General features: G+C 47.1%; 28 protein-coding genes. All 28 read right to left on the bottom strand.

The window, feature by feature from the left end:
* Positions 1-234: 234 nt before the first annotated feature.
* The gene (locus QE390_RS00865) at positions 235-1,974 is read right to left on the bottom strand and encodes an SGNH/GDSL hydrolase family protein (RefSeq protein WP_307140708.1); all 1,740 of its coding nucleotides are present in this window, start codon (positions 1,972-1,974) and stop codon (positions 235-237) included.
* Entirely contained in the window at positions 1,967-2,830 is an 864-nt protein-coding gene (locus tag QE390_RS00870) for a hypothetical protein (RefSeq protein ID WP_307140709.1), read from the bottom strand. The genes QE390_RS00865 and QE390_RS00870 overlap by 8 nt, the downstream gene beginning before the upstream one ends.
* A gap of 170 nt (positions 2,831-3,000) precedes the next feature.
* Positions 3,001-3,546, bottom strand: a complete 546-nt coding sequence (locus QE390_RS00875) for a hypothetical protein (protein ID WP_307140710.1) — start codon at positions 3,544-3,546, stop codon at positions 3,001-3,003.
* Positions 3,547-3,685: 139 nt separating this feature from the next.
* Positions 3,686-8,137 (bottom strand): hypothetical protein, encoded by a 4,452-nt coding sequence (locus QE390_RS00880; protein WP_307140711.1) that lies wholly within the window; start codon positions 8,135-8,137, stop codon positions 3,686-3,688.
* Positions 8,134-8,787, bottom strand: a complete 654-nt coding sequence (locus tag QE390_RS00885) for a hypothetical protein (protein WP_307140712.1) — start codon at positions 8,785-8,787, stop codon at positions 8,134-8,136. The genes QE390_RS00880 and QE390_RS00885 overlap by 4 nt, the downstream gene beginning before the upstream one ends.
* 67 nt (positions 8,788-8,854) lie before the next feature.
* Positions 8,855-10,579: a diadenylate cyclase gene (locus tag QE390_RS00890; RefSeq protein WP_307140713.1), complete on the bottom strand. Its 1,725-nt coding sequence runs from the start codon at positions 10,577-10,579 to the stop codon at positions 8,855-8,857.
* Between the two features lie 46 nt (positions 10,580-10,625).
* Complete coding sequence (locus tag QE390_RS00895; RefSeq protein WP_307140714.1) at positions 10,626-12,038, bottom strand: hypothetical protein; 1,413 nt, start codon at positions 12,036-12,038, stop codon at positions 10,626-10,628.
* The gene (locus tag QE390_RS00900; protein ID WP_307140715.1) at positions 12,039-12,521 is read right to left on the bottom strand and encodes a hypothetical protein; all 483 of its coding nucleotides are present in this window, start codon (positions 12,519-12,521) and stop codon (positions 12,039-12,041) included.
* 43 nt (positions 12,522-12,564) lie between these two features.
* A complete protein-coding gene (locus QE390_RS00905; RefSeq protein ID WP_307140716.1) occupies positions 12,565-14,046 on the bottom strand; it encodes a hypothetical protein in 1,482 nt (493 codons plus the stop codon).
* Positions 14,047-14,310: 264 nt separating this feature from the next.
* Positions 14,311-14,775, bottom strand: coding sequence for a hypothetical protein (locus QE390_RS00910; RefSeq protein ID WP_307140717.1), 465 nt, complete (start codon positions 14,773-14,775; stop codon positions 14,311-14,313).
* On the bottom strand, positions 14,776-15,021 hold the full coding sequence (locus QE390_RS00915) for a hypothetical protein (RefSeq protein ID WP_307140718.1): 246 nt from the start codon (positions 15,019-15,021) through the stop codon (positions 14,776-14,778).
* Positions 15,018-15,890 carry a hypothetical protein gene (locus QE390_RS00920; RefSeq protein WP_307140719.1) on the bottom strand — a complete coding sequence of 291 codons (873 nt, stop codon included), beginning with the start codon at positions 15,888-15,890 and terminating at the stop codon, positions 15,018-15,020. Before QE390_RS00920 ends, QE390_RS00915 begins: the two co-directional genes overlap by 4 nt.
* A gap of 20 nt (positions 15,891-15,910) precedes the next feature.
* Positions 15,911-16,303, bottom strand: coding sequence for a hypothetical protein (locus QE390_RS00925; RefSeq protein ID WP_307140720.1), 393 nt, complete (start codon positions 16,301-16,303; stop codon positions 15,911-15,913).
* Positions 16,300-16,935 (bottom strand): hypothetical protein, encoded by a 636-nt coding sequence (locus QE390_RS00930; RefSeq protein WP_307140721.1) that lies wholly within the window; start codon positions 16,933-16,935, stop codon positions 16,300-16,302. The genes QE390_RS00925 and QE390_RS00930 overlap by 4 nt, the downstream gene beginning before the upstream one ends.
* Positions 16,854-17,558, bottom strand: a complete 705-nt coding sequence (locus tag QE390_RS00935; RefSeq protein ID WP_307140722.1) for a hypothetical protein — start codon at positions 17,556-17,558, stop codon at positions 16,854-16,856. Before QE390_RS00935 ends, QE390_RS00930 begins: the two co-directional genes overlap by 82 nt.
* Positions 17,559-17,563: 5 nt before the next feature.
* The gene (locus QE390_RS00940; RefSeq protein WP_307140723.1) at positions 17,564-18,532 is read right to left on the bottom strand and encodes a DUF6712 family protein; all 969 of its coding nucleotides are present in this window, start codon (positions 18,530-18,532) and stop codon (positions 17,564-17,566) included.
* Positions 18,529-19,473, bottom strand: coding sequence for a hypothetical protein (locus QE390_RS00945; protein WP_307140724.1), 945 nt, complete (start codon positions 19,471-19,473; stop codon positions 18,529-18,531). The genes QE390_RS00940 and QE390_RS00945 overlap by 4 nt, the downstream gene beginning before the upstream one ends.
* Positions 19,474-19,546: 73 nt before the next feature.
* Positions 19,547-19,816 (bottom strand): hypothetical protein, encoded by a 270-nt coding sequence (locus QE390_RS00950; RefSeq protein ID WP_307140725.1) that lies wholly within the window; start codon positions 19,814-19,816, stop codon positions 19,547-19,549.
* A gap of 2 nt (positions 19,817-19,818) precedes the next feature.
* Positions 19,819-20,115 (bottom strand): hypothetical protein, encoded by a 297-nt coding sequence (locus tag QE390_RS00955; RefSeq protein WP_307140726.1) that lies wholly within the window; start codon positions 20,113-20,115, stop codon positions 19,819-19,821.
* A gap of 49 nt (positions 20,116-20,164) precedes the next feature.
* Positions 20,165-20,377: a hypothetical protein gene (locus tag QE390_RS00960; RefSeq protein ID WP_307140727.1), complete on the bottom strand. Its 213-nt coding sequence runs from the start codon at positions 20,375-20,377 to the stop codon at positions 20,165-20,167.
* Positions 20,378-20,435: 58 nt separating this feature from the next.
* Positions 20,436-20,882, bottom strand: a complete 447-nt coding sequence (locus QE390_RS00965) for a hypothetical protein (RefSeq protein WP_307140728.1) — start codon at positions 20,880-20,882, stop codon at positions 20,436-20,438.
* A gap of 261 nt (positions 20,883-21,143) precedes the next feature.
* On the bottom strand, positions 21,144-21,353 hold the full coding sequence (locus tag QE390_RS00970; RefSeq protein WP_307140729.1) for a hypothetical protein: 210 nt from the start codon (positions 21,351-21,353) through the stop codon (positions 21,144-21,146).
* 508 nt (positions 21,354-21,861) lie between these two features.
* Positions 21,862-22,266, bottom strand: coding sequence for a hypothetical protein (locus tag QE390_RS00975; RefSeq protein ID WP_307140730.1), 405 nt, complete (start codon positions 22,264-22,266; stop codon positions 21,862-21,864).
* Positions 22,266-22,547: a hypothetical protein gene (locus tag QE390_RS00980; protein WP_307140731.1), complete on the bottom strand. Its 282-nt coding sequence runs from the start codon at positions 22,545-22,547 to the stop codon at positions 22,266-22,268. The genes QE390_RS00975 and QE390_RS00980 overlap by 1 nt, the downstream gene beginning before the upstream one ends.
* Before the next feature lie 341 nt (positions 22,548-22,888).
* The gene (locus QE390_RS00985) at positions 22,889-23,107 is read right to left on the bottom strand and encodes a hypothetical protein (protein WP_307140732.1); all 219 of its coding nucleotides are present in this window, start codon (positions 23,105-23,107) and stop codon (positions 22,889-22,891) included.
* Positions 23,108-23,152: 45 nt separating this feature from the next.
* Entirely contained in the window at positions 23,153-23,803 is a 651-nt protein-coding gene (locus QE390_RS00990; RefSeq protein WP_307140733.1) for a hypothetical protein, read from the bottom strand.
* A gap of 24 nt (positions 23,804-23,827) precedes the next feature.
* Positions 23,828-24,055, bottom strand: a complete 228-nt coding sequence (locus QE390_RS00995) for a hypothetical protein (protein ID WP_307140734.1) — start codon at positions 24,053-24,055, stop codon at positions 23,828-23,830.
* Between the two features lie 12 nt (positions 24,056-24,067).
* Positions 24,068-24,325 carry a hypothetical protein gene (locus QE390_RS01000; RefSeq protein ID WP_307140735.1) on the bottom strand — a complete coding sequence of 86 codons (258 nt, stop codon included), beginning with the start codon at positions 24,323-24,325 and terminating at the stop codon, positions 24,068-24,070.
* Positions 24,326-24,598 lie beyond the last annotated feature (273 nt).

The following is a 24,598-nucleotide window of genomic DNA, read 5'->3' on the forward strand; positions in this document are numbered from 1 at the left end:
GCTTTCGCCAGAGCTTGCCCTTGATGAAGTTGTGGTAAAAATACGGTGTTAAAATAGCTCTGTTCAATCGCCAGGATTTGCGTCAGGCCCGGAAAAGGTTAATAGGGACATATTTATTCGTGCTAGTCGTGAATTGACGATGACAAACATCGCCCCTTCTTTTCGGGCCTGATAGGACATAAAAAAGCCCCCAAACCTGCCGGAGATTTGGGGGCTTTTCTTCTTTTAATCGTACTAAACCAGAGCTGAAATAACCGCGTTTGCGATCACTCTATGCCCAGCGTCGTTCGGGTGCAAACCGTCCCCGCCGTTAGGATTAACCAGAGCCAGCCCGCCGTTTTGCTGCATGGCCGTATGCACATCCACAAACCGCAAATTATAGTCTGTACACATCTGTTTAATGTAGTTGTTAATGGTCGCCTGGCGAACGGGTAATTGCGGCTGATTCGTCGATGCCCCGGCGTAGTCCACGAGTCCCGTATTCAAAATCACGATTTTACGAGGGGGCCAGCCCAGGGCCAGGAGCTTTTCAATGAATGCCCTATACGTATTGTCAAAATCAGCCAGCGGGTTTTGAGCATTCGTATAGTTTTTGGCGTCATTGATCCCTAAGCCCACGTACATAAAGCGTACGGCGTCATTGTAAGGGATTAAACCGCCGTACTGATACTTATCAGGGTACCAGCGATCCTGGGCGGCGTTGGTGGCTCCGTTGATACTTTGCAGGGTAGCTCCCACACTAACAAAGGCAATATGCTCTAATCCCATTGCCTGGGCTACGAGTACCCGCCAGGGTTTCGTATTAATATCAGAAGCGTTATTTCCGTAGCTAATTGAATCCCCGTAGTTGATACTATCTATTTCCTGACGAATGCCCATTTCTAACGTATAGGTATTCAGGATTTTATAGAGAATTTCGACCTTCTTCGGCGATAAGTTACTCGTTACGCCTGCCAGAGAAATGTCTGTTAAACTCGTACCGGCCAGCGTGCCGTTTTGATTGAGTCCAGCCAGATATAGCGGTTGGGTTGACGTGATAGCCGCCGCCGTAGTGACCGCCTGGGTTTTCTTTGCCCCGCCAACGATATACGTCGCCAGCCCTTTACGGACGTTGGAAACGTAGGTGGCGTCAGTATAGGTAAACGGCGTCGGGTTTTCTGAGAACATACTCAGTGTCTGGGTTCCCATTTTGGCCTGAAAGCTTCGCCCGGTCTTTTGAATGGCAAAGGTTCCTTTCGTATCGCCCGCTCCTAAGATGGTGCCAGTGGCGTTAGCCTCCGTATTTGCCCGATTCTTTACGTAAGCAAATAGACAGTAATTGTTTGCATCTAAAGCATTTAAAGGTAAATGCGTATTGGCGTAGCGGTTCCCGCTGAAGTACATCGCATCATCGACGCCACTATTGCCGACCCCATTCGGAAAAGTCAAACGGTAAGCCGCGTCCGTATCCTGGGGATTTTTTACGTTGAATCGCCGCGTATATCCCGCTCCTACCCACAACGCTTTAAGATCATTCCAAAGGTTATTGATCTTTAGACGCTTAATGAGGTTATCCAGGCTTTCTTTGGTCTTGAGCGTCTGTACACCGTCCGCTTCAAAATATGCCAGGGCTTCAGGCTCGTATACCCGGCCAGGGCTAACCGGCAGCAACACTTCGTTTAGGGTAATGGAAACGGTAATAGAAACCGGCTCAGCGGGCAGAAAGTACAAACTGCCCACCTGGCGGGCCGTCAGTGTTATGGGGCCGTCCTCCAGGGGAATAATCGTGCTGCCTTCAATCCGGGCCATAGTGGTGTCGGAACTCTCATACACGACAGGTAGACCACTGGAGGCACGAGCGGCCAAAGCTCCAGCTCTTCCGACCTCCAAACCCACAACGGAGGGAAACGTAATAACCTGAGCCTGTTTAATAATCTTTTCGGTGAAAACGGTAATGGTTCCCGTATCTTCTTTGGGTATAATGAGTCTAGTCATGGGTAATGTCGGGGGTTACAATGAAAGTGCCTTCCATTCGGGTTTTTACCAGTGTGCCTTTGGTCTGCTCCAGATCAAAGCGGTATTCGCCCAGGGGCAAATCTTTCATTTTTGAGGCGGGGATTTCGATCTGAATCAAATTACCCTCGATGAGTAAATAGTTTTGATGGGTTAGCTCCAGTAATACTTCATCGGTAAAGTATTTTTTGATTTGCATTTTAAAGCTGGAGCCTTCGAGTGATTCATCGGCACCGGCTTTAGAAAAAGCCAAACGCCGGTAAAAGGTATCCCCGCGACGGGTCTCGAATTCCACGTATACAGCCGTATTGCTGCTGGAAAGGTTGGTCATTGAATCGTACGTTGAAAAACTGTGTAGAGCCGTTTCTCCCATCGCATCCACAAAGGGGGCTTGGATCGGGGAAAGTCCGGTAAGTGAAAAAGTAGTGGAATTTACCCCGCCGCCCATCTGAGCCGCCGCCCGCATGAGCAAGGGAAACTCCAGCGATCCGACCAGACGGCAATCGCCCGCGACGGTTTGAAAGATCACGACCCAGCCCTGGCGGATATGACGGGCGATGAATTGCAGGGTCTCGACTCGTACCCGCTTTAAAGAAAAGTTAAAGCCGTAGGAATAGGCCAGCCCGTTAGCGTCCGGCGTGCTGTCCTCTAAAAAGCTGGAGCTGGTGGTGGCAACGTCTACTTCAACGAGTCGCCCGCCTTCTTTTATTTCCATCCAGCCCTTTGCCTGGTCTCGCCAGGTGAGCATCGTTTTAGGCACGAGCTGGAGCCGGGCCAGCTTCAGACCTGCCGGGCCTTTGGAGCGTCCTAACGTGTAGGGTAAATCAAGTTCATTCATAGCTCAAAACTACCCTGGCAAAATCCCCTTAAAAGGACTTGATTTTTAGGGGGTCTCATTTTTGAAATAAATAAAAAACCGCCTTAGGGCAATACTAAGGCGGTTTTTGTAACTGATTGACCCGGACTTTTTGTGCGTAAGCCGGACTTTCTGTGTCAAATCCGGACGAACTATGCGTTTTTCCGGACTTTTTGTGCAGAACTTTTTTCAGAATTTTTTCTAATCATGGGCCGGTCTTCCGGTTTTGTCCGGCGAAGGGAGTTGCTTTTTTCGATTCGCTCCAGGTGGTCGCGGTAAATTTTGCGAAGTACTTCCCAGTCGCAATCGACATCAGGGATAATGTCGTAGAAATCTAAAAACTCCCGAATAAACTCAGCATAGCTGTCTGCTCCGGTTTTCATTTGACAAGCCCCTACGTAGGTGATTAATGAGCGTCTGAAAATCTCTTCAAGCTGACGGGTTAAGTCTGGGATTTTGTCGTAGGGAATTTCGTACGCCTTTTCGCGTAAATTATACGCAAAAGTGATTTTTGACCCCTCAATTACTCTCACCTTTTGAGTTACGGGAATAGTCCGCGATACCAGGTGTAAAAGCTTCCCTAATTCACTCCAGCGGGACACCTGAATGTGTTCTTTGGCATTGGCGGGGCCGTATTCTCCATTTTCATAAAACTTTTTAATGTGTTTGGGGACTTCGAGTGTAAGGGTTTTGAGCATTGGAGGGTTAATTTTCTAAAATGTGCAACAATTTAAGTAAATTATTCTACGATTTTACTCATTTGTGGCAAAATTTTCTCCGACTTGTAAAATCATACCAAACCGGAGAAAATTGCCGTTCGTTGTTACAAATGAAGGGTTAACTGCCCAGGCTAGATAGGGCCGCAATTATCTGGTTTCTGGCATCACCCATTGCCCCCCAAACCGCGTCACGTACCTGGTAGGTAGCTCCCGTATTTCCGTTCACAGCATCCTTAACGCCATTGACCGCTCCTATTAAAGCATCGAGCTTTTCGCCATTGCTGGCGGCAATAGTATTGCCCTTATCCAGAAGCTCCAGTTGGTACTCGCCCTGGGCGGCGGCTTCGGCGTAGGCGGCTTCCGCATCCGCGCCACCTTCTACGCTGCCGTACTGGACATAATCGCCAGCCGTTGCCATTGCCTGGGCTTCAGCATCCGCTGCCGCCTGCATGGCCTTTTCTTCAGCTTCTTTCGCCTGCTTTTCTGCCTTGCGTTTTTTAGAGCCGAATAGGTACATCCCTTTCTCAAAATACGGACTTTCAAAGAGCTGCCCACCGTCTTTAAAGGCCATTGGCCGGTTCGTTGAAACCCGTTTATTTCGGAGTCGTGGGTTGCGGGCGTTGGAAAACATCTGCTGAATTAAATCCTTATTGGCTTCCGTTTGATCGGCTGAAATAATGGCTTCGTCGCCTTCCATTTCGCCTACTTCCCGCCCGCTGGAGCGGTCAATTAAAGCAATCCCACCTTCCCCGTACCGGCTTCCGTGCTTGCCGCCTCTGGCAATAAATCCACCCTTAGCAAATGAGGGCTCAGGTTGATTCTGAATCTTAGCTACCTGTATGGCTGTCATCCCGGCAATGATCCCCGCAAAAACTAAGTTAACGGGAAAAAATCCGGAGGCTAACGCTTTCAGGGCTGCAATAGAGCCTTGAATGATAGCGGTCGCGGTATCCGCTTTTTTCTGCTGTTTCCACTGCTCCTTTTTCAGGTTCCGCTCTTGCACGGCAGCATCGTTTTGAATCTTACCAATGTCGTTGGCCGTTTCCTTCGTTTTCTTGGTAATCTCAGCGTTATACTTGGTATTAATCTCCGTCTTTTTTGTCGCCAGGTCAGCCTCCATTTTCTGGAGCTGGCCGGTGCTTACCTTATTGGCAATTATGGTTTCCTCCGTTTTCTTCAGCTCAGCGGCCAACTCAACCTCCAGACGGGCCAGTTCAGCGGCGTTATCGGCCTTTCGTGCTGCGTCCATCCAAACCTTATACCTGTCATTTACCGCCTGTTTCGCAGCCGTCAAATCGGTTTCCATCGCTTTGAGTTGGTCAGCATTCAAACGGTTTGCGGCCATGCTGGAATCCAGCTTTGAAAGTTCAGCGGCCAGCTCGGCCTCCAGGCGGGCGACTTCTTCCAATTTACCAGCTTCCCTGGCTGCACTAATCCAGGTATTATACTGGTCGTTGGTATTCTTCTTAGAAGTTGCTAAATCCTGCTCGTATGCCTTTAACTGGGCGTTGCCCAACTCATTAGCCAGCAAAGTATCTTCGACTTTCTTCAGCTCTTCCCGCCGCTCGGTATCAAGTCGTTCCAGTTCGGCCCGGTTCCCTGCTGCCCTGGCTGAATCCATCCACTCCTGATAGCGAGAATTAACCTCCTGCTTTGCGTTAGCCAGGTTGGTTTCAATGGCTTCGACGTCCGTAGCTGAGACCTGAGTAGCTAGGTATTCCCGCCGCAATCGGTCGAGTTCCGCCTGCTCTTCAGCCCGGATTGCTTCAATGGCCGCGTCTTTCTGAGCGTTCACAGCTTCTACTTTTGCAGCGGTTTCTTTCTTCAGGTTATCCATTTCAGCTTGCAGGCGTTGCTGGCTGAGCTGGTTTAAGAAATTGACCGCCTGGGTTGCCATTTGTGCAATGGCTTCGTATCCGGCCATGTGGGCTGAAAGCCGTTTCTGCCAGCCCTCCTGTTCGCCTTTAAAAATCTGGTTAGCATGATCGGCAAATGCTACCATATCCCCCTTCAGGAGTGCTTGAATGGCACTGGAGGCATGGCCCCACTGTTTGGCTCTGGAGTCGGCCAGGTCTTGGTCAATCTTCTTTTTCTTGTCGGTAGCTTCAGCTTCAGCCGCAATTTCCGCGTTTCGATAACGGTCGCTGATAATCTTCTGGGCGGTGGTCAAATCTTCGCCGTCTTTGAGCATGAGCGTAGCTTTGTGCATTTCTGCATCGCGTTCCGCCGTAAGCTTTTCCTTCGTCCAGTGCAGCTCTCTATCAACCCGGTCTTTGTGGATTTGGGCCAGTTTTCCCGCCTGGTTTTTCGCCTCAATCTCCTGCACATTAAACAGAGCCATTTCGGCCTGCTGTTGCTGGTTAATAATGTTTTTACGGTATTCAAGCTGTTTTTGAATGCTGGCCGCTTCTTTCTCTAGCTCTTTTTTTCGATGCTCTTCCCGCTTGCGTTCAATCTCAGCCAGGGCTTCGTCTTCGGCAGCTTTCCGGAGTTTATCTTTATGTTCTTCGTCGGCTAGGGTAGCATTAATGTCAGCGATTCGCTTGAGCTTTTTGGCCGTAATCTTAGCTTCCTCTCGCTTTAGTTCGTCAGAAATTCGGTTTATCTGTGCTTCAGCCTCTAATTCAGCAATTTGCTGGAGTGCCTTTTTATTGGCTTCGGCAACTTTCTGGAGGTGCTTATTATTAACTTCTTCTAACTCAGCGGTGTGTTGAATTTCTAGCTCCTTGAGTACCGTCTTTAACTCGCCCTTGTCTTTCTTCTCTCGCTCAGCCTGGCGTTTGAGTAGTTCGTATTTGAGTTCTACTTTTGCCTGTTCCCGCTTTAATTCATCACTAATATTAGCAATGAGGGCTTCCTGCTGCTGGCGGTAACTATCGTCCTGAGCCTTCAGCTCGGCCTTGCGTACCCGGTCGGCTTCTTTTTCCCGTTTCTCCAGCTCTTTTTTCTGGGTATCGGTCATTTCCGTGTGGGCCTTTTTATGGGAATCCACAACGGGCAACATTCCTTTGACGGCTTTTTCTGCCGGGTAATCGACCAGAGCGGATTTGATGCCGTTTTTAATGGAATCAAAGTTTGCAGTCAAGTGGTTTTTAGTGGCTGTAAACTGGCTTTTTACTCCGTCCCACACTTTGCCAATGTTCTTAAAATCACCCGTAAGAGCCAATTCTACGACATTACCAATCGCTTTGGCCGTCTGGCCGAGTAAGAAAAGAGAATCCACCACAAGCTGCACACCGCCCACGGCCAGCTTAAATACAGCAATGACGCCCGCCCATACCTGAGCAAAGCCCTGCATAAGCTTAGATGCGGATAAGGTTTGCGTTTGCAAGCCGGGAAACAGGGAATATACCAGGTCACCCAGTACGCTAAAGAGCTGCTTAACTGATCCCCATAAGTCCTCAAAAACCATAACGAGCGGCTTGCTGCTCTGAACGCATTCCATCAGGAACGTAACTAGGTTGCCAACGACCAGCAAAAAGGCACTAAAGATAGGCCGGAGCCGCTCGCCCAGGGCCGCGTAAACCTGCTCGAAAACGTCCTTAATGGAATCCATCCGGCCCGTTAGGGTACCGCTTTGTTTTTCCATCAAACCTATGGCGTCGGTCGTGCTACCGAACGCCACGGCCATTTCCATAGCCCCCTGCTCAGTGGCGGCAAAATAGCGGGTAGAGCCGCCGATTTGGGTTTTAATCTGGTCGCCTACTTTGTTAACCTTGATACCGATCTCGTTCCATCGCTCTGTATTGGAAACGTCCAGCACGGCCTCCATTAAGACGTCGAAGGGCTTGCCCATTTTGGCGGCAGCGTCACCCATCCGCGTAAGCTGCTCTTCGGTGGGCCTGAGTCCCCTAGCCGTCATTTTTATATAACTGTCGGTGAGCTGGTCAATACTGAAGGGCGTTTTGGCTGCAATATCCTTCAGGGCTTGCATAGCCGCTTTGGCCTTCTCCTGGCCTCCGAGCATGGAGGTAAGGGTGGTTTCGTACTTTTCAAACTTACCCGTCGTCTCAAAAATCGCTTTTCCAATGTCCCAGAAGAACTGGACAATTTGTAAAGCAAAAAAGCCCAGGAAAGCCGCCTTTACGCCGCCTACCCCGCCCGTTATTTTGCTCCATAAACCAGGCTCACCCAATCCCTGCCCCTCTTTCTTAATCTTCTCCATCTGCTCCTTGACATTGCCCAGCTCCTTTTCTGCCTTCCCTAATTCTTTGGTTTTGTCAATCCAGGCTTGCGTACCTGGCACGAGCTGAGACTGCTCTTTGCGTAGAGCATTTACCTGCTTGGTGAGCTGGGTATACGTCATCGCCTGGGTATCGGTAGCCTTGCGGGCGTTCTCAGCCTCGGTTTTGGCTTCCTTTGCCGCCAGCTTTGCCGCCTTCCAGGCTTCCGTTCCTTTCTGGCCGGATTTCTCCAGCTCAATCACGGCTTTGTCGGCGGCTTTCGCCGCTTTCTCGGCTTCTTTCCAGGAGTTATTTACGTCGTCAACGTCCTTTTTAATCCCGTTAATGGTCTTGTTTAATCCCCCAGCCTCGCCAGTAAAGACAACTTTGATAATGTCCTGGATCATTGCCGGAATTTGGGTAAGTTGAATTTGAGCTTGGAGGTATCAATTCGGCCTTCAGCGTAGCTATTGGTAGACGCCATGATTCTACTCCAGTTACGAGTATCTGGAGTAGCCAGGAATAATTCCTTACCGATAATGGCCTTTGCTTGTTGCTGGGAGAATTGGACAGCGGCAGCGTGCATTTCCTCGAAATACGTCGGCAGAATATCGTTTTTCAGCTCGTCGTTATAGATGCCTCGATACTTGCGTTTGACGTTAGGTACGCTCTTGAAATGAAACTGGATAGCTCTGGCTACTCGCAGAACAGAGGCGTGTTCGGTTCGGGGGGTGATGCCTACGCCGTAGCCTGGTACGTAGAAGTTTTTAATGCCGATTTTTTCGACAAAATCAATCATGGCTTTCAGCGGTGGTACGGTCGTGTACCGGAGCTGTTTCATGTCTTTGATCCGGAAAAGCTCGGAAAAGACCACGGAGGCCGAAATGGCTCCTTTGCCGTACTCCACGGCCTGGGAGCGAATGCTGTCGATCATCTCGCCGGTCAGCTCGACCTCTTGAGCTTTGGCGGCAGATTTAAGTTGATTTTCGACATACTTAACAAACCGCTCCAGCAAAAGAGCCAGAGCGGGGTTGTTTTCAAAATCCTGTATTTCCATTGTATCAGATTTGTTACAATGGCGAAGCTCGGAATGAGCTTAACGGTTAGAAAGGACTAATCAACTATTACAGATAATATGAATCATTCATTTCAGGATTAGAATAAAATTTACCAAATTCTATTCTAGTTATTCCATCGTCAGTCGATTCACCATCCAACTGTTCACTTAAACTATTAATTGTATTGCACTCATCTTCAGTTAAATAAAAACTATTTTCAAGAAAATAGTTCATTAACTTGTTGTATTCAAATCTTTTAGAACTGCTTAAAAATCCAATATTACTTAACTTATCGATAGCTTCTACTATATCTTGATGGTTGATTTTCGGACTTAGCCTTGGTATTAAATCTATCATTCCATCTTCTGATATGATTACAATAACAGTTGGAATTTGTACAGCTACGTAGTCATAGTATCTAATTGCTGAATTGTATCTAGCTCCTCTCGATGAATCACCTTTATCATTAGCTATACCATCCAGAATAACACCAATAGCATAACAAATAGAATCCCTATTTAATAACACAGCACCGTCAATAGAAGTAATTTGTTTCATCAATGAGGTTTCAAGCTTACGAGGCCCTATAGTAAAACATTGATTTCTTAACCGCTTTGATTCACTATCTGCTTGATCTGAAATAACCAACATAGTGCCATGCTTTTGCTCAGAAGAAACTAAACATATTTCCCATAATGAATTAATTTGTCCTTCAGAAATATCTTTTAATACTCTAGGTATCAAATTATAAAAATCTTCTCTATCAATTTTCTCTTTCGGAAGAATAGGTATTTGATATTCAACTCTAAGCATTACTTTATTATCATGTAAAACTTCCCACTTATAATGACTTTTAAAGTCTATAACAAATAGAGATTCTTGAGTAGCATTGTAATTACTATTCATTTTCCCTAAACCATATATCATTTGTGAATCAGAAACTATCAAAGTATCGTCATTACATAATTCTAGAAATTTTCTTACTTTCCTAAAGTCATGTATACTTATTGGATCTTTAAGTTCTAGTATTAAACTAATATTCATATGATGTCTTTTAGCTATAACCATTTTACCAATACCATCAGCACCTTCATATTTTAATGATGAAATAGAGTTACATACCTCATAAAGATCTATTATAACGTCATGATTATCAATCGCCATGACTATAGAATACATAAATTCCTTTGCGGCATTTATCATTAATTCTCCCTCTCTTCTATTAATTCCCCTTCCTTTATTATCGTTAAATGCTTGAGTACACTCTATTAGAAAATATTTTATAGTACTCTCAATATATGATCTAGATTTTTTAAACCAATCTAAGTATGTATTTTTCTTTAAAGAATAATATTTCTCAATTATTCCCTTATTTAATTCCAATAAAGTGTATATCAAATATCCACGATTAAACGAAGCTTCAGAAATAAAAAAATCAATTTCATCGTTATCTATTTCTTTTTTAAAAATCATACAAATAGCATCTCCAATAGCCCTAGTCTTAATTGAACTAATATGTGCATTATTGAAATTTTGATTAGAATAACGATAATTACTATCCCTATCAACTTTCTCTAATTCATTTGCTATCTTTCTTACATCCTTAAGCACTTCAACATCCATCCCTTTAAGAGAAGATACTGAAGATATAACAGCACTGTTTTCTAAACTTTCATCCCATGAAATACAAACGATAGAAACTTTAGGAAGAAGTTGAGTATCAAGATTATCAAATAATCTTTTAGCATAAGATTCAAAACTAATTTGATTCACTTTTTCAAATACATGCATAAATTCAATTTTTAGTTATTTAATTTCTTGTGAATATATTTAAAACTTAACAAGATACCAATAAAGCCGAAACTGGAGCTTTTATGGGCAAATTGGTCGAAAGGGATACTAGGTAATAATTCATCCCGTCCAGGTGGATTTTTCGGGAAAAGTCAAGCTGAGCCAGGTCAGTTTCGTTCAGGGCAAAATCTTTCTTCAGGTAAAACCAATTTCGCCGGAGGGCTTCGGTTTTACGCCAGCTCTTTTCCGCCAGCCCGTTCTCGCCCTGCCAGTACAGCGAAACATCGCCGTAGCTAGGCAGAGCCAGTGGGCGAGCATTCACCAGGCCATGCCAGAATAAAAGCCGGGGGCTAGTCTTTTCTGAACCCTGGCCGTACTGGCTCGTATTCCCCTTCTGGCGGGTGGTAGCCAGGCCGGTTTCAGCATCGACCAGGAGCGTAGAAAACTTACAGCTCAGCTTTGCCAGGCCGTTTCTGCCGTCGTCTGGCAAAAGGGGGCTAAAGTAGTCGGCCACGTCGGCGGGTTTATCCTTCTGAAGAGCGTCGTTACTATCCAGCTCAAAGGCTAAATGGAGCCGGGCGTTTCGCTCGGCAGTCTTGCTTTCTGCTTTCACGGCTTTACCACTCCAGTCTTTTTCGACGGGCAATGCCAGTTTTTTCTCCCAGAAATCAATTCTGAGCGACTTTTTAACAGAATTAAACACGTAGGCCAAATTAGGGATTTTTCGCAGCTCCAGAAAGAAACTCTCCACCGTCAGCTCCGGCAGGTGTCCCGAAATCAGAACGCCGGTCGCTTGGTCGGTCGCCCTGGCATTGTACAGCACTAAGCGGCTCCAAATGGGGTGGCTGAAAAATTCCCCCTCCAGGGTTACGCCGGTGAGTTGAGCGATTTTCTCTAGTACGTACGAAACCAGGAACATCGGCACGGCGGGCGACGTGGTGATATAGCCGCCGTTTTTGTACTCGTTCATTCGCCCCTCAAAGCCTGCCGGATTATTCCCGCCGTAGAAATCCGGGTTAATCACGGTCGGCAAAACGTAGGCAAGCTGGCCGTTATCTAAAACGCCGGTCGCCGATAGACTCAGCGGCAGCGTTCCCAGCTCTAGCTCCGAAAGAAGAACCTTTTGAAAGTCCCCGAAAAACTGGCCCAGTAGGTCAGAAAAAACGCCTTTAAAGCCCGTTACGGCGTCGGCTTCAGTTAACAGAAAATAGCCCTCTTTCATTAGCTCCCCGCCGTAGAACTGCTGGCATTCAAATTCTTTGATCCCCGCTCCCGCCTGGGGTTCGTGGAAGTAGTTAAAAATGCGTTTGTTTCGATCCGTAGGGGGAAAAGCGGGCAAACTGTCCTGACTGCCGGGAATGGTATCGTAAAGCCAAAAGGGGCTTTGATAATCTAATTTGACGGTCGCAGCCGGTGGAAGATCCACCGGCTCGCCGTTGATGCGAATTTCGTAATTCATTTAGCTGTCTAAGCGTTCGATATAAACCCGGTCTGTACTTTGGAGAGTGCCGGTAAAAACATACTGGGAATAGCTTTCTGGGTTGGGCGTTTGGGTCGTGGTAGAAACGAGCGTACCGTTCACGTAAATCTTAACCGTTATCGGTAACTCGTGATAAAAACCAAATCGCCAGCTTGTGCCGGTCGGGAAATTCAGATCATTTGACCAGGCCGGATACTTGTAAGGATTATTACCATTCAAAAACCAGGCGTTGCCCTGAACTGGATTAATCCCGTTATCGCAAATCAGTGTGACGCCTGGCCGGTTCGCTCGGTAGTGCCACAAGCCCGCTGGTACGTCGTAGGCATAATTCTGGGGGCTGTTGTCACAAACGCCGTACTGATCGGCGTACGCCTGGGTATTCCTGCTTTCAAAATCAGCTTCGGCCAGAGCATCGCCGTTCCCTTCCGTTTCGCCGCCGTAGGCTCCCGCCTCGATGACCACCAGGGCCGGGCCTCCATAGTAGCCGATTCCGCACGTCCGGTTACTAAACGACGTTTATGCGGCTAATGGCTTTGGAAGGATACGGCGTAAAACCAACCTGCACTTCAGGCGAAAAAATGGGCTTTTGATAGTCCGGATCTCCAGGCGTATTGGGTTTCAACGTCAGCGGCTTTACGTCGGTTGAGTCGTCGGCGTACACTTTCCGTAAACGGGTCGCCAGCATTAGCCCCGTACGTTTACCGAATTTGTCGAGTACGTGGGTGTAATTCTGACCTGCCCAGGCCGTGGCTCGTTTACTGGGAACGTTGGCGGGCAGACTGGAGAAATTGGAAACTTTCGCCTGCTTGGTAAACGTGAAATTCCGGGCCACCAGGTAGACATTATCCTGGTGGCTGGTCAGCTCAGAGGTAACCCGCTGGAGGGGTTCATGGCCCTGATCGCTGACCAGGTAGATTTCTTCCGAAAGCATCAGCTCGTCCAGGTAGGAAAGCCAATACTGAGAATCCCGCTGAAAATAGCCAGTCGAAAAGCTCAGTTCCCGCTCCCCTTCCGTGGAAACCACTAGCTGCTCCGGGCGGTCAATGGATTCAGAAGATTTTTTCGAGCGTTCCGCCGTGACCTGGCTCACCCGGAGCTTTTCGCTGGCTTCGCCGGTGAGCCGCAAAGTGTCCCAGCCGCCCAGGGAATTAGAGTACAAAATGTACCGCTCGTACGGTTGGTAGGCCGTATCCAGGGTATATGTTCTCACTTCAGAAATTCGCTCGTTCGCTTCATCTGAAAGCCAAACCTGGTAGCTGGCCCAATCTGTCGGTAAATCCAGCACGGCTGGCCCTACCGGGCAAATCGCTACGCCGTATTGATTCAGGCCCGAAAGCTCCGAAATGGTGGCTACAGGCAACGTATTCCCGTTGGATAGCACGCATTGGAGTCTGAGCTTCAGCGTAGCCGGTACCGGAAAAACGTTGAGCATAAACGAAAGGTAAATTTCTTCGCTGAGCCCTACAGTTTTAAACGTCGGTTGCCAGGTTAAAAACTGGCGTTTCTGGGTTTGAAAGCGGGAAAAGAATTCATCCTGATAGCCTGGGAAATGCTCCGGGGCCAGGCCGCTTTTAGCAATCCACTGCGTCGGCCCGGTTTTGTCGGTCTCGACGCCTCCAGTCACGATTTCCCGGAGCTTGAAAGGCATCGTTTGCGTCACGGACTGCCGCATGGTACGCTGCCGAAATTCGGGCTTAACCAGGCTTAACTTTCCGTCTAATTTGCCGCCTTTGTCGTTGTAGGAAAAATCGGCTCCCTCGTAGAGCGTCGAGCTGCCGGAAGTACCCACCGGACGCTCGCGGCCCTCGCTTCGGTGCAGGGCTACGAACGCCGGAGAAAGCGGGAACTCAGGCGTCAAAATTTCCAGAAAGTATTTTAAATCGACGCGGCTCGAAAGGCTAGGGTCTGCCGCGTCGATGGTATAAGTTAGCTCATTCCGGCTGAATTTTACCGGCAGAAACACAAGCTGTTCACTAAGTACATCCATATCAATAACTGTTTAGGACAAAAGTGAACCGTTTAGTGACAGCAAGAAAGGACGATAATAAAGCAAAAGCTCCGGCCAGTAGGTCGGAGCTTTTTAGCGTTTATTTAGGAAATACCTTACCGTACACATCCTGAAAAATCATTCGAGTTTTGAGAATACAGGTAGTTTTTTTCCGGAGCCGGTAAATGTCAGAGCCTACATAAAACATAAAGACAAAAGGCAGGTAAAAAAACGCCAGTATCCAGAATACAACTTTCTTTACTTTCATGGGTAGTATAGATCATTAACGGGTAGCCCGAATTTAAATTTAATTTCATACCCCCAGGCGGCATCTGTCGTAAGGTATTCCACCGGCTCAGCCGTATAGCTGTTAAAATCAAAATATACTTTGGACTCCAAAGAATCCTGAAAGATTTTATTTGACATTTTGGTGGCGATGACTTCAGCCTGAGCATAGGCTTCGTCCTGGTCTTCGTAACTGCTCAAACTGGCCTTGACCAGTACATAAGCGGTCGTATGGAATAGGTGCCAAAGGGTTCCCGAATTCTCGTTAATACCGCCGTATTTAGGCCGGATAACGAATACACCGGGGTAAACGTCCTGACTTTGGGAATCAGCCAGCAAACGGTCGATTCTATCGCCGTCGGAAAGCTGCACGTACACGACGTCCTCGATGCTTTTCAGCGTTGGCTCCAGATAGCCCCAAAAACGCTCTGTTGGTGTTTTCATTTAGGCGACCTCCTTTACTCGGTACCGAATCCGGACGTCTCCCGCCTGAAGCTTAATAATTCCGTTTTCGTTTTTCTTCTTAGCCCTCAAAAATGCCTTTACGGAGGCTTTAACGCCTTTTTTCTTGCATTCCTTCACGCAAAATTCAATAATTGCTCGAGTCAATTTCTGGCCGCTAACTTGCTGCATTAGCTGGGCCTGCTGAGCCGTAAATTCTAGGTCGTAACTATAAAGGGGTGCTTTCATCGTTTTGCGTGTTTTTCCGCCTCTAATCGGCATTTCTCTTGAAAATCTTCGTCTTTTTTAGATTCCTCCAGAAATAGCAAGACGTCGTGAGCGTTAGCCTGGCGGGTTTGCTTCATCGTTCCGAAAATTTGCTTTTCAGCCAGCAAATGCTGGTTTTTAATAAAGCCCTGGCCGGGGTACTCTTCTTCGCCCTCCGTTTCTGCTTCGGTGTCGTAAATTTGGTAGGTTTCCATCAGCTCTTTAAGGACTGAAACGAAGTACAGTAAAATGGGGATTTTCTTTTCAAAACTGACCGCTTCCCAGGCTTCGGCCCGTTTCTCAGCTATATGCTCGTTGTAGGGTTCCCGCTCGTCGCCGTTCCAGTCGAAACGCTCCTGGTAGGCGTAGTCTGTGGGTTTGGGCCTGCAAATCGTAGCCAGGAGTAAATTCAGCCGTTTGTCGCCTTTTTCGAGCTGCTTTACGTAGGCGACCATGTGAATGTAAGCGTCGGTTAATTCGCCGTAGGTAAGCGTTTTGAGTAACGGATCTGGCAGTAAATGGATCTCGCCATTAATCCGCACAAAATCAAAGGGTTTTACCTTCATGGGTTCCGACCACATCCAGGCAATCCTGCCCAGTAAAAACTGGAGAATTTCCGCGTTATGCTCGTGGGTTTCTTCGCTTAGCTTGTCCGAAAAATAGACTTTACAAAATCGTCTCCAGCGGCGGGATGAGTAGCCCAAACTGAGCCGGAGCAATTCGTGGTAGGTTTGCTGGGTTTCGGGTTCAACAAACAACTTTTTTAAGTAAACTGGCAGTAGGTGGGGCTTTACCTCCTGCCAGTTTTCCGGTAATTGTTTGGCTTCCCCTTCAAAGGAAAGTTCGATCATGGGAGCAATAAAAAAGGGATTTATTCAATCCAGGTTGCAAGGTAGCTTTTGGAGTAATAGCCGATTATTCGACGTACCGGCACGGGCTTTCCGTCCTGGTAATGGGCGTATAAATTATGCCTTACCTCGATGTCTTTCGGCCCTTCCGGGCAGGCTACCGTTAGTATAAATTTCTCAGAGTAGTGAACCGTATAAAACTCAACATGAGTTGATTTCCCATATTTGACTATCCGCGTTCTGGGTTCCGTTCGGCTCGGTACGTAGTGATGGTCAATGCACCGGCCTGAGAATTCGATGGTTTCCCCTTTCCAATAATCCAGTATTAGAAAGGTAATCAGCCCGGAGATAAGTATGGATACCAGACCAATACCCAGAAATACCAGGGTTTCCTGCCTGAAAAGTGCCTTTATCATTTGCTTTTGGTTTTGTCTGCTTCTTTCTTTTTGACCCAGGGGGTCACATGGTTAGCCACTAGCTTTACATCCCGCCAGCGGCGACGCATGGGATGATAAACCCCCTCTTTTACGTTGCTCCCTCTGGAATTAAAAGCCACGGTATTAATTACGTCGTCGTCCTCGATGTCGCGGGGAATGCTCTGGTCAGCGATGGCCTCGATGTGGCTCTGGTATAACCAAACCACATCCATACGCCGGGGGGTGGCTTGAAACCGCCCTGGCTGGCGATGATCGTAAATAACTTTACTCTTATCGGCAAACCAGGAGCGAACGGCAGCGGGGCTTTTAATCTCGAAGTCAAGCCCCGCCTTTCGGGCAGTAAAGTATAATCCGGAGGCACAATAAGGACTATTCAGGGGTACGTGTGCAAAGCGGTTATACTCGCGGATTCGGGGGTGGTCGTTTCGGTTGGTTTTCTCCTTTACCCAGGTTTCAGCATTTGCGGAATCAAACCAGACCTGACGCCATTTTTCCTCTAAATCTTCGGTTTTGGGCGGCTTGGCTGGCTTTACGCTTTGACTGAGTGCGATAAGCCCACAAGCAAGAATAAGCCCAGTACCAACAATACGCTTACTATAATTCGTTGCCACGGTGTCAGCTCGTTTTTGAATTCAGTTTGAAAATTGATTTTGGAGCCGAACGGTAAGAAGTACCAGAGCAACACTGGAGCAAAAACGCCCAGTAAAATGAAAACAGAAACGGCATCAATACCCAGCGTAAACTTTTCAAAGGTGAGTTTCTGGATAGAATCTAACCCATAGGGGCGTACCTGGCTAAAGGGGTCAACTTTCGTATTATTGAGGTCAATCGCATCTTTGAGGCCAAAGAATTTAACGTACAGATACGTTAACAGAGCCGCGATACTACCCAGCCAGATAAAAGGCTTCGCTTTTTCAGGAATCGAAAAACCGGGCTTTTCTTCCAGCTCGTCGGGCTTCATCAGACCCAGCTCGACAGCCAGCCGGTTAGCTTCAGCCTGAATGTCGGCAGCTTGGGTTAACAGTAGCAATTTTGTCTTTTCATCTGGAGCCTGGGCCGCTTCAGCTCGCAAATTCTGAGCGTCTTGTACCAGGTTGGCATGAACGCCTAATTGCTTGGTACGTTCGGCATCAGCCGCCCGCTGGCGTTCTTCGGCCAGCTCGGCCTTTCGAGCCTGAATTTTCTCCAGGTCTTGCTCCAGTTTCTGCTCTTCAGTTAGAATGTGGTCTTGCATGGGGGTTATAAAATTACGTGTGGACTATCGGTATAATCTTCGGGTTTTTCGGCGGGGGCTGCTTTCAAAAACGCCTCGTAATACCCTGGGAATAATTCGGGGCTGGCTATCTGGTGCAGCTTCTTTTTTAGCTTGGCCGTGTACAGCTCGCCGTCTTTAAAAAATTGACGTTTCAGCGTGTTTACGTCGTCGGGGTCGGGTTCCCGCTCTTCCACGGCTCCGTCTTTGGAGCGGGGGCTGGAAAAGCTTTTATAATCGACCTGGAGGGGTAGATACGGGAAGGCTTCAAAGTAGGCCATTGGGGCGACGACCTGCTGAATCAGCTCCAGAACCTTTTTTTCCTCCTTACTCCAGACGGCAGCGGGGTCTTGCCATTTATCCCGCAACTCTTCAAAATCGGATTCGGTCAGGATCGGCAGCACGTACAGCTCTTCTGCCCTCCGGATGTAGGGAACGAGCTGGTCGAAAAACCGATTATTGCGACCGCCGCCCAGGCTAACGTACTGGGCCATTTCGTCAGTAGATCGGATGAAGTGCCGCTGGCGGCGTTTGTAGGCCGTTGAAGCCGTCCAAACTGCCGGGCGTTGTACTTCCAGCTCCTGAAAGAAATCCTCTAACCAGTCGTTTGCTTCGCGTTCTGCCGCGTCGGTGGTGTCGATGTATTCCCACTTGGTTACGGCCAGGCTATTATTCGGGCTTCCTTTCATCATCCCTAAATCACCAATCCGGATTTTCAGGAACGGTAAAGCCTTGATAAGAGCCGACCAGGCCAAAGCTCCTTCGGCTAGTACCCGGAGCTGGTAAACTTCAGCATTGATGTCGTCTAGGGCTTCCAGGTAACGGAATAACTCTAAACCAATCCGATCCCGAAAACTTCGCTCAGCGGCCAGGCAGAAGGGTTCTACCGTGGCAAAGTCAAGTTTGGTCTGAACGCCACCAATCCGGGCTTTAAAAATGGGTTGCGTTAAGATCATGCTGCACCAGTGTTTAGAGTAGCCTGTTTACCGTTCGGGTTTGCATCCAGTGTAGTAATCTGAACATCCTTAAACATGGGAATGACATCGCGGTAACCCATTGCACGGACAGCGTGCCGGATCGGGGCAATAATCATTTCTCTGGGGACAGACGTACGAAAATGCTGCTGATAGTCGGCCATGACTCGAATCTGGCTACCCGAATCGTTTCCTTTACCTGGCGAAACACCGGCCAGCGTGGGCAGAATGCCCATACTGTTAGCGATGGATAAATTCGACATTTCCCAAACCTTAGAATAAGCGTCGTCGCTCATTTCATTCTTTAGGGGTATGACGTCGATATTATCGGCCATTTTACCGTCCTGGCCCCTGACGTACTTAATGATAAGCGACTTATTGACGTTGTTATGGCCGCTCATCCACTTGGAAAGGTTATCTCCCCACTGCTCCCAGCGTTGGCGTACCTGGCTTGGTTCCAGCGTCCGCTCCCCTTCCTTGTTAAAGTAGTCCTGAGGCATTTTAATGAGGTATTTGATATTATACCCGTTTTTAAGCCCGGACTTATGGAATAAGGGAATCAGGTTAGCCAGCTCAATCCAATCTTCAGTGGCCCACCAGCTAGGGCAGGAATAAAAGGGGTTACCTGGCTTCACGATACGACTGTGCAGCATGGTTACCGTGGGCTGCTCCAGAGCCGGAACCCGGTGGTCAAATGCTTTGAATTTTCGGGTTTCGGTTTTATCGTAAAAGGTACCTTCTCCGAAATAAGGGTTGATATGATACTCGTCGATACCGTTACGGCCAGGTCGAGCGATTCGCGTCGTAAAGCTGTCGGAAACCTTCAGCTCATGCCAATGCTCCAGAGGGTTATAGGCTAGCTGAGTAAAACAGTTTGCATTGTGGACAAACTGGGTAATACTAGCGATAGCAAAAGCGGGCAATTCGGTCGCTTCGGCCCAGTCTTCCAGTTTGGAGTCAAAAAAAGGAACGGTTTTGATTTTGCCATCTTCAACTTCACGTTTGAAAAAAGCGAGACCTGAGCCGTAAAATCATGTCCCGAACGGCTTCTAATTGCCCGCCTACCTGGTTATTTCGCTCAATTAATTTGCTGATCGTGTTCGGCTGATTGTCAGCCGCTCCCCAGCGTACGTGTGGTAAATAGTCGCTTTGTGCCTGAAAAGTCGAAGTAACCCCGTAGGAGGCGTCCCGTCTGCCGGTCATCTCTACGAAAGCCCCGCCCCCTTTGGCTTCGACCATGAACATATTACTGGATAAATGATACATACTTAAATCGTGTGGTCGATAATCATCCCGTTGTATTCTACCAGCAAATCAATGAGGACTTCAAAGGGGCTGTTCGTCTCGTGATCGTGTAACAAAAGGATATGGTTTAAACTTACATTTTGCCGGAATCCGGAGGCTCCAGGCAGTCGCTGAAGGCTTTTAGAAACCTTTGCTTTAAAGCCCAGCTCCCCCGTCTTTTTTTTCCGGTACTGAATTGAAAAGGTGTGGGGCTTGCCGCCTACGGTATCCTGATGAATTTCATTAAATACCGTTCGGCGTTTAATAACTTTTTTCGTCATTTCTTTTTGCCAAAGTTGGCGGGCCTGGCAGGCCATAGAAAGGACGGGTTTAATGCCTGGTTAGGGAATAGATCAGGCCCGCTGATAAAGCCCGCCAGAACCAATTTTCCCAGGCTTTCGCTCGCTTCTTTTTGATCTCTTCAATAAGCTGGGTTTCGGCTTTGGTCAAAGCTTTACTGAGCTGCTGATTCTGCCGTTCCAGCTCTTCAATGCGAACCAGCAATGTGAGCTGGGCCTGCTGGGCCTGGGCGTACTGATTCAAAAGGTTACTATACCGGGCTTTGGTAAACTCGTAACGGTTCAGGGAGTCCAGAATGGCGTTAGCGTTTCGGACGTATTCCCGTATTTCCTGACTGCTGTCCGGTGATGTAACGATTGATTGCCCGGACAGCCTCCAGCTCAGTAAGGTGCTGAATACTATCAGAAGCATTCTGCTGTTTCTGAAGTAGGTATTTTTCATTGGCTTCAGTGATTTTCGTTTGTAGCCCGGCAATAATTCCCGCGTATTTGACGGCCTCCTGAGCGGCTATTTTATCAGCGTTCTGCCGGAGTAGTTCCGTTCGTTCATCCTGGCAGGCTTGCAGGGTTGCCTGGTTGGTAAGTTGGTTGATCCCGTAGCCGACGCCGTAGGAAATAACAGCAACTACGACTTCAGCCACGAACCGCCATTTGTTCAAGTTGATGAACTGCCAGGCTATTTTTAAGAATTTTAACAAGGTGTGAGTGATGACGGCCATTACTAGCCAGTTGAGTAAAGTCGCAAACATTATCAGGGAATTAGCCCCTCCCCTATCGGGTGTTAAGGTGAGAAAACGCCCAGCTCCAGGGCCGGGCGTTGCCGGATTAGTTCATTCCTTCGATTAGCTCCAGCATCTTTCTGTTCGCGGCCTTATGTACTTCGTGAGTCGATACAGGGTGAGTATTGACAACCTTCTGGAGAACAGAAATCTTTTCAATAGTTTGCCGGTGGTGACGGTCGGAGACTGGATACCAGCCGAATGTGGAAAAAACCTTTTCTAAGAATTTTCTCATTTCTGACCGCTGTGTTTAATGAATTGATAAATAACAAAGAGGATGAAGCCAGCGGCTACCAGAGCGATTGGCCCCCAAAGTGGGGCTGTAATCCACCACCAGCTCCAGGTGATAACGCTGGTTAATTTCAGAACTAAAAAGACAATGAATACCAGTCCTAACAGGCCAATGCCTTCAGATTTTGAATTGCTTTCGTTTTGTGCCATTTGAAAAATTTGTGTTTTGATTTCGTTGCAAAACTCACCCCTTAAAAGGCTCCCCGATAGGACGCAAAAACGCCCAGCTTTGCGGGCTGGGCGTTAAACTTTCAATTTCGGGCCATGTGTCGTAATGCTCGGAAAATTATATATAATCCCCCTCCTATTATTACCAAATTGGTAAGCCCGGTAAATATGGAATCTATTTGTTCTACGGTCATTAGTGAGGGGTGTTTATAAAGTCGGTGTACATCCAGCTTTCTACACTGGCCGTTATGATTGATCCGTTTTGCGAGTGCCAAAATCCACCTCGATACTCGGCGACTTCAAAGCCGCTTTCCGTATAGCCTGGGACAAAGACGATACACCAAAGTTCCTCTTGAGGGGGTCGGCGGTCGGTGCTAATCATTTTCATTTTTGCCCTCCTTTCTGGCTAAAAATTTCCGAAAAGTCAACGAAATAGCTAGTTACCCAGAGTACGGTAACTACAGCTCCTGCTATAATAAGGATCATTTGATTAGTTAAAAATTGAAAGAGTGGATTCGTTTTTCCCGTATTCCTTTAGCCAGTTGTTATATGCCCGGTCGTAGTTTAAATGGCAGCACTGGCAAAGGCATTTGAAGTTAGTAAAGCGGTTGTTTTCGCGGTTTCTGTCCAGGTGAGCCACACTAAGGCTAATTCTGGTCAAACCCAGTTCTTTGAGGCTATCCCAGTACTTTTTGCCCTCCAGTCGCAAATTGTGATAGTTGATAATTTCGCAGCCAGTAGCATAGCGGAAAGTTCCTTTTTCTTTACCCTTCCCGCGTTCTACCAGCGTATCGTTTTTGACCCCGCAACCCTCGCAACTATTGCCTGCCCTAGCTCGGATCAACCGCGTAATTAATGACCATTTAGGATGGTACTGTTTCCGGTCGATTGGCATTATACGTTACGTTTCAGCGTCTCATCGTCCTGGACAACTAACACTTCTCCAACCAGGAGACTTTCGCAGTAGGAAACCGCCTGCTCCAGTGTGGCTACGTCCTTGCACCGAATCAACTTTAATACCAGTTTCTCCAGAATAGTACTGGTCAACTCAATCGGTCTTAATTCCTCTTTAGGCAACCCTTCCAGGGCTTTCTTTCTGGCTTTCTCTACCTCCAGCCCTAATGGGCCTCTCAGGTGAGATTTGACCAGAAGGCCATGAGCGATTTGCATATTCATCCACCGGACTAAAGCTTTTTCTTTGGAGTTCGGCGGGTGCTATTAATTCGTTCATTTTTAAGGCTTTTTTTGTTTCTCTCAAGGGTATGGTGAGCATGAGAAAATACGGTTCTTACAAGGTACCAGATTCCGCCGCCCTGGGCAACGGTTACCAGAGTTAAAACGGCTGCTTTCATTTATGGCTTGGTTCTGGGTTTATTGGCTCCGGGTGTACTTCAAAACCTACATCCGTTTCTCGAAATGGCCCGGCTTGCATAAACGGGAGCCAGTAATTACCCCAGTCGTCCCTGAAGCCAATTTTCCAAGTACCATACACTTTGATCCGGTACCAGCCTTCCACTTTATTTATTATCATATTCAAGTGCTTTATAATCTCCCTGAGCAAAGCCTGCACGGGTATGTGCCAGGTTCCATTGTTCCTCATGCCAATGCTCCGGGCTTCGGGTAATTTTTACGTTCAGAATATTTTGATCCTCTTGAATTTCCAGAACTTCAACTTCCAGACATTTAAACCATTTGGATAAGAATTTGAAACCTACGGATAAGCCAGGATTGTTCATTTTAGGGAGGGATTTAGCCCCACCGACTGGCGGGGCTAAGGTTGATTAAAAACTGGAAAGGTCTACGAACTTTTCTGACTCTTCATCCCAACGAATCCAATCCTCTGAAGGTGAAAATTCATCATGTACTTCCTGAAGGGAACACAAGCCAAAATAACCTTCAGGCGTCCCCATATACCGGCCTTTGTCGTAAGCGTCGTAGGCTTCAAAATCAGAAATCAGTGCAGAAAGTATTTCTCTGGATTCTGGGCAGTCCTTAACGTCCATAGAAAGGAACTCGCCACTGCCGTACATATCAAAGCTACCCTTGTCATAGTTCTCGGTTTCAATAAGGGTATTGAGAACCTTGATAGTTAAGTACGGATGACTGTAAAACATATCGGTAAAAAAGGCAGGCTTTACGTACTCGCCTATCTCATGGACTTCAGCAAATACGGTTTCTTTATCCCCTTCCTTGTATGAGAGTTCAGGAATAATACTTTGACAACCTTTTTTTAAACCGAAAGAGATACTGCCTTTTTGGGGATTAATCTTACTAAGAGCGAAAGCTATCGCGTACTCATCGTAAAACTTTTGAGGCGATCTAATTTCTAATATCCTAATAACATGAAGAGCCAAATTATAGGCAAGTTCACATTGATTATTAGGGAATTTTAACTGCGTTGTAATTACAGATAACTTACTGATTCTTTCCATTTTGATTTGAATTTAAAGGGTGAATTAATTAATTGTTTTATAGACTTGCTGGAGACGGCCTGCCACGATCAAACCCGCAACGTACTCGTATTGCCAGCAATGAATGGTTTCGCTTTCAATCCAGAGCATTTCTATTTTTTCGTGTAGCCCTTCTGGGTTTTGCCGCCAGGGAGAAATGACCAGCCAGTTTTGCCCGTTTTTCTCAATCCAGTGAGAATGTACAGGTATCTCTAATTCAAGTTTTTGAACCATTTAAACAAGCTTTTAAAATTTAGACGGCTGGTGACTCATCGGAGAAAAGCGGGTTAATTTTCCGTTTGCTACGTAATGAACAAAGCGGTCATACGGCATCGCATTCTCCATCTTTCGATTAGTGACATTATAGAGCGTGATCGTTGCCCAGCCTTTGGACTCCTTTCGCTGCTCATCGTATTCGGTGGTCTGCCCAATCACCAGGAAAACCCGACCTGTCTTGTCTTTGTACCTGGTGTATTTTCCTACTTCAAAGCCAGTATTTGTCATTTGTACTTTTCCGTTTCGCAAAAAAAAATCCAGTTGTAGAAAAAAAATTTCCTGAGTTTTTGCTCCCTGTAGTATTACTACACTACTACACTTTTGTAACTAATTGATTTCAAGACACTTACTCTAAATTTAGTGTAGTAAAAGTGTAGTAAGCTCTACTACAAAAACTACACTACTACACTTTTACTACACTTTTACTACACTTATAAGAGACTTAAATAATTAATAATCAGATAGTTATAGTAAAGTGTAGTGATGTAGTGAGTTTTTCAG

Source organism: Siphonobacter sp. SORGH_AS_1065 (assembly GCF_030818595.1).
Taxonomy (GTDB): Bacteria; Bacteroidota; Bacteroidia; order Cytophagales; family Spirosomataceae; genus Siphonobacter.

Coding starts and splice junctions, on each gene's coding strand:
- QE390_RS00865 (WP_307140708.1), bottom strand. CDS start 1,974: ATGACTAGACTCATTATACCCAAAGAAGATACGGGAACCATTACCGTT.
- QE390_RS00870 (WP_307140709.1), bottom strand. CDS start 2,830: ATGAATGAACTTGATTTACCCTACACGTTAGGACGCTCCAAAGGCCCG.
- QE390_RS00875 (WP_307140710.1), bottom strand. CDS start 3,546: ATGCTCAAAACCCTTACACTCGAAGTCCCCAAACACATTAAAAAGTTT.
- QE390_RS00880 (WP_307140711.1), bottom strand. CDS start 8,137: ATGATCCAGGACATTATCAAAGTTGTCTTTACTGGCGAGGCTGGGGGA.
- QE390_RS00885 (WP_307140712.1), bottom strand. CDS start 8,787: ATGGAAATACAGGATTTTGAAAACAACCCCGCTCTGGCTCTTTTGCTG.
- QE390_RS00890 (WP_307140713.1), bottom strand. CDS start 10,579: ATGCATGTATTTGAAAAAGTGAATCAAATTAGTTTTGAATCTTATGCT.
- QE390_RS00895 (WP_307140714.1), bottom strand. CDS start 12,038: ATGAATTACGAAATTCGCATCAACGGCGAGCCGGTGGATCTTCCACCG.
- QE390_RS00905 (WP_307140716.1), bottom strand. CDS start 14,046: ATGGATGTACTTAGTGAACAGCTTGTGTTTCTGCCGGTAAAATTCAGC.
- QE390_RS00910 (WP_307140717.1), bottom strand. CDS start 14,775: ATGAAAACACCAACAGAGCGTTTTTGGGGCTATCTGGAGCCAACGCTG.
- QE390_RS00915 (WP_307140718.1), bottom strand. CDS start 15,021: ATGAAAGCACCCCTTTATAGTTACGACCTAGAATTTACGGCTCAGCAG.
- QE390_RS00920 (WP_307140719.1), bottom strand. CDS start 15,890: ATGATCGAACTTTCCTTTGAAGGGGAAGCCAAACAATTACCGGAAAAC.
- QE390_RS00925 (WP_307140720.1), bottom strand. CDS start 16,303: ATGATAAAGGCACTTTTCAGGCAGGAAACCCTGGTATTTCTGGGTATT.
- QE390_RS00935 (WP_307140722.1), bottom strand. CDS start 17,558: ATGCAAGACCACATTCTAACTGAAGAGCAGAAACTGGAGCAAGACCTG.
- QE390_RS00940 (WP_307140723.1), bottom strand. CDS start 18,532: ATGATCTTAACGCAACCCATTTTTAAAGCCCGGATTGGTGGCGTTCAG.
- QE390_RS00950 (WP_307140725.1), bottom strand. CDS start 19,816: ATGTATCATTTATCCAGTAATATGTTCATGGTCGAAGCCAAAGGGGGC.
- QE390_RS00955 (WP_307140726.1), bottom strand. CDS start 20,115: ATGACGAAAAAAGTTATTAAACGCCGAACGGTATTTAATGAAATTCAT.
- QE390_RS00965 (WP_307140728.1), bottom strand. CDS start 20,882: ATGTTTGCGACTTTACTCAACTGGCTAGTAATGGCCGTCATCACTCAC.
- QE390_RS00970 (WP_307140729.1), bottom strand. CDS start 21,353: ATGGCACAAAACGAAAGCAATTCAAAATCTGAAGGCATTGGCCTGTTA.
- QE390_RS00975 (WP_307140730.1), bottom strand. CDS start 22,266: ATGCCAATCGACCGGAAACAGTACCATCCTAAATGGTCATTAATTACG.
- QE390_RS00980 (WP_307140731.1), bottom strand. CDS start 22,547: ATGAATATGCAAATCGCTCATGGCCTTCTGGTCAAATCTCACCTGAGA.
- QE390_RS00985 (WP_307140732.1), bottom strand. CDS start 23,107: ATGAACAATCCTGGCTTATCCGTAGGTTTCAAATTCTTATCCAAATGG.
- QE390_RS00990 (WP_307140733.1), bottom strand. CDS start 23,803: ATGGAAAGAATCAGTAAGTTATCTGTAATTACAACGCAGTTAAAATTC.
- QE390_RS00995 (WP_307140734.1), bottom strand. CDS start 24,055: ATGGTTCAAAAACTTGAATTAGAGATACCTGTACATTCTCACTGGATT.
- QE390_RS01000 (WP_307140735.1), bottom strand. CDS start 24,325: ATGACAAATACTGGCTTTGAAGTAGGAAAATACACCAGGTACAAAGAC.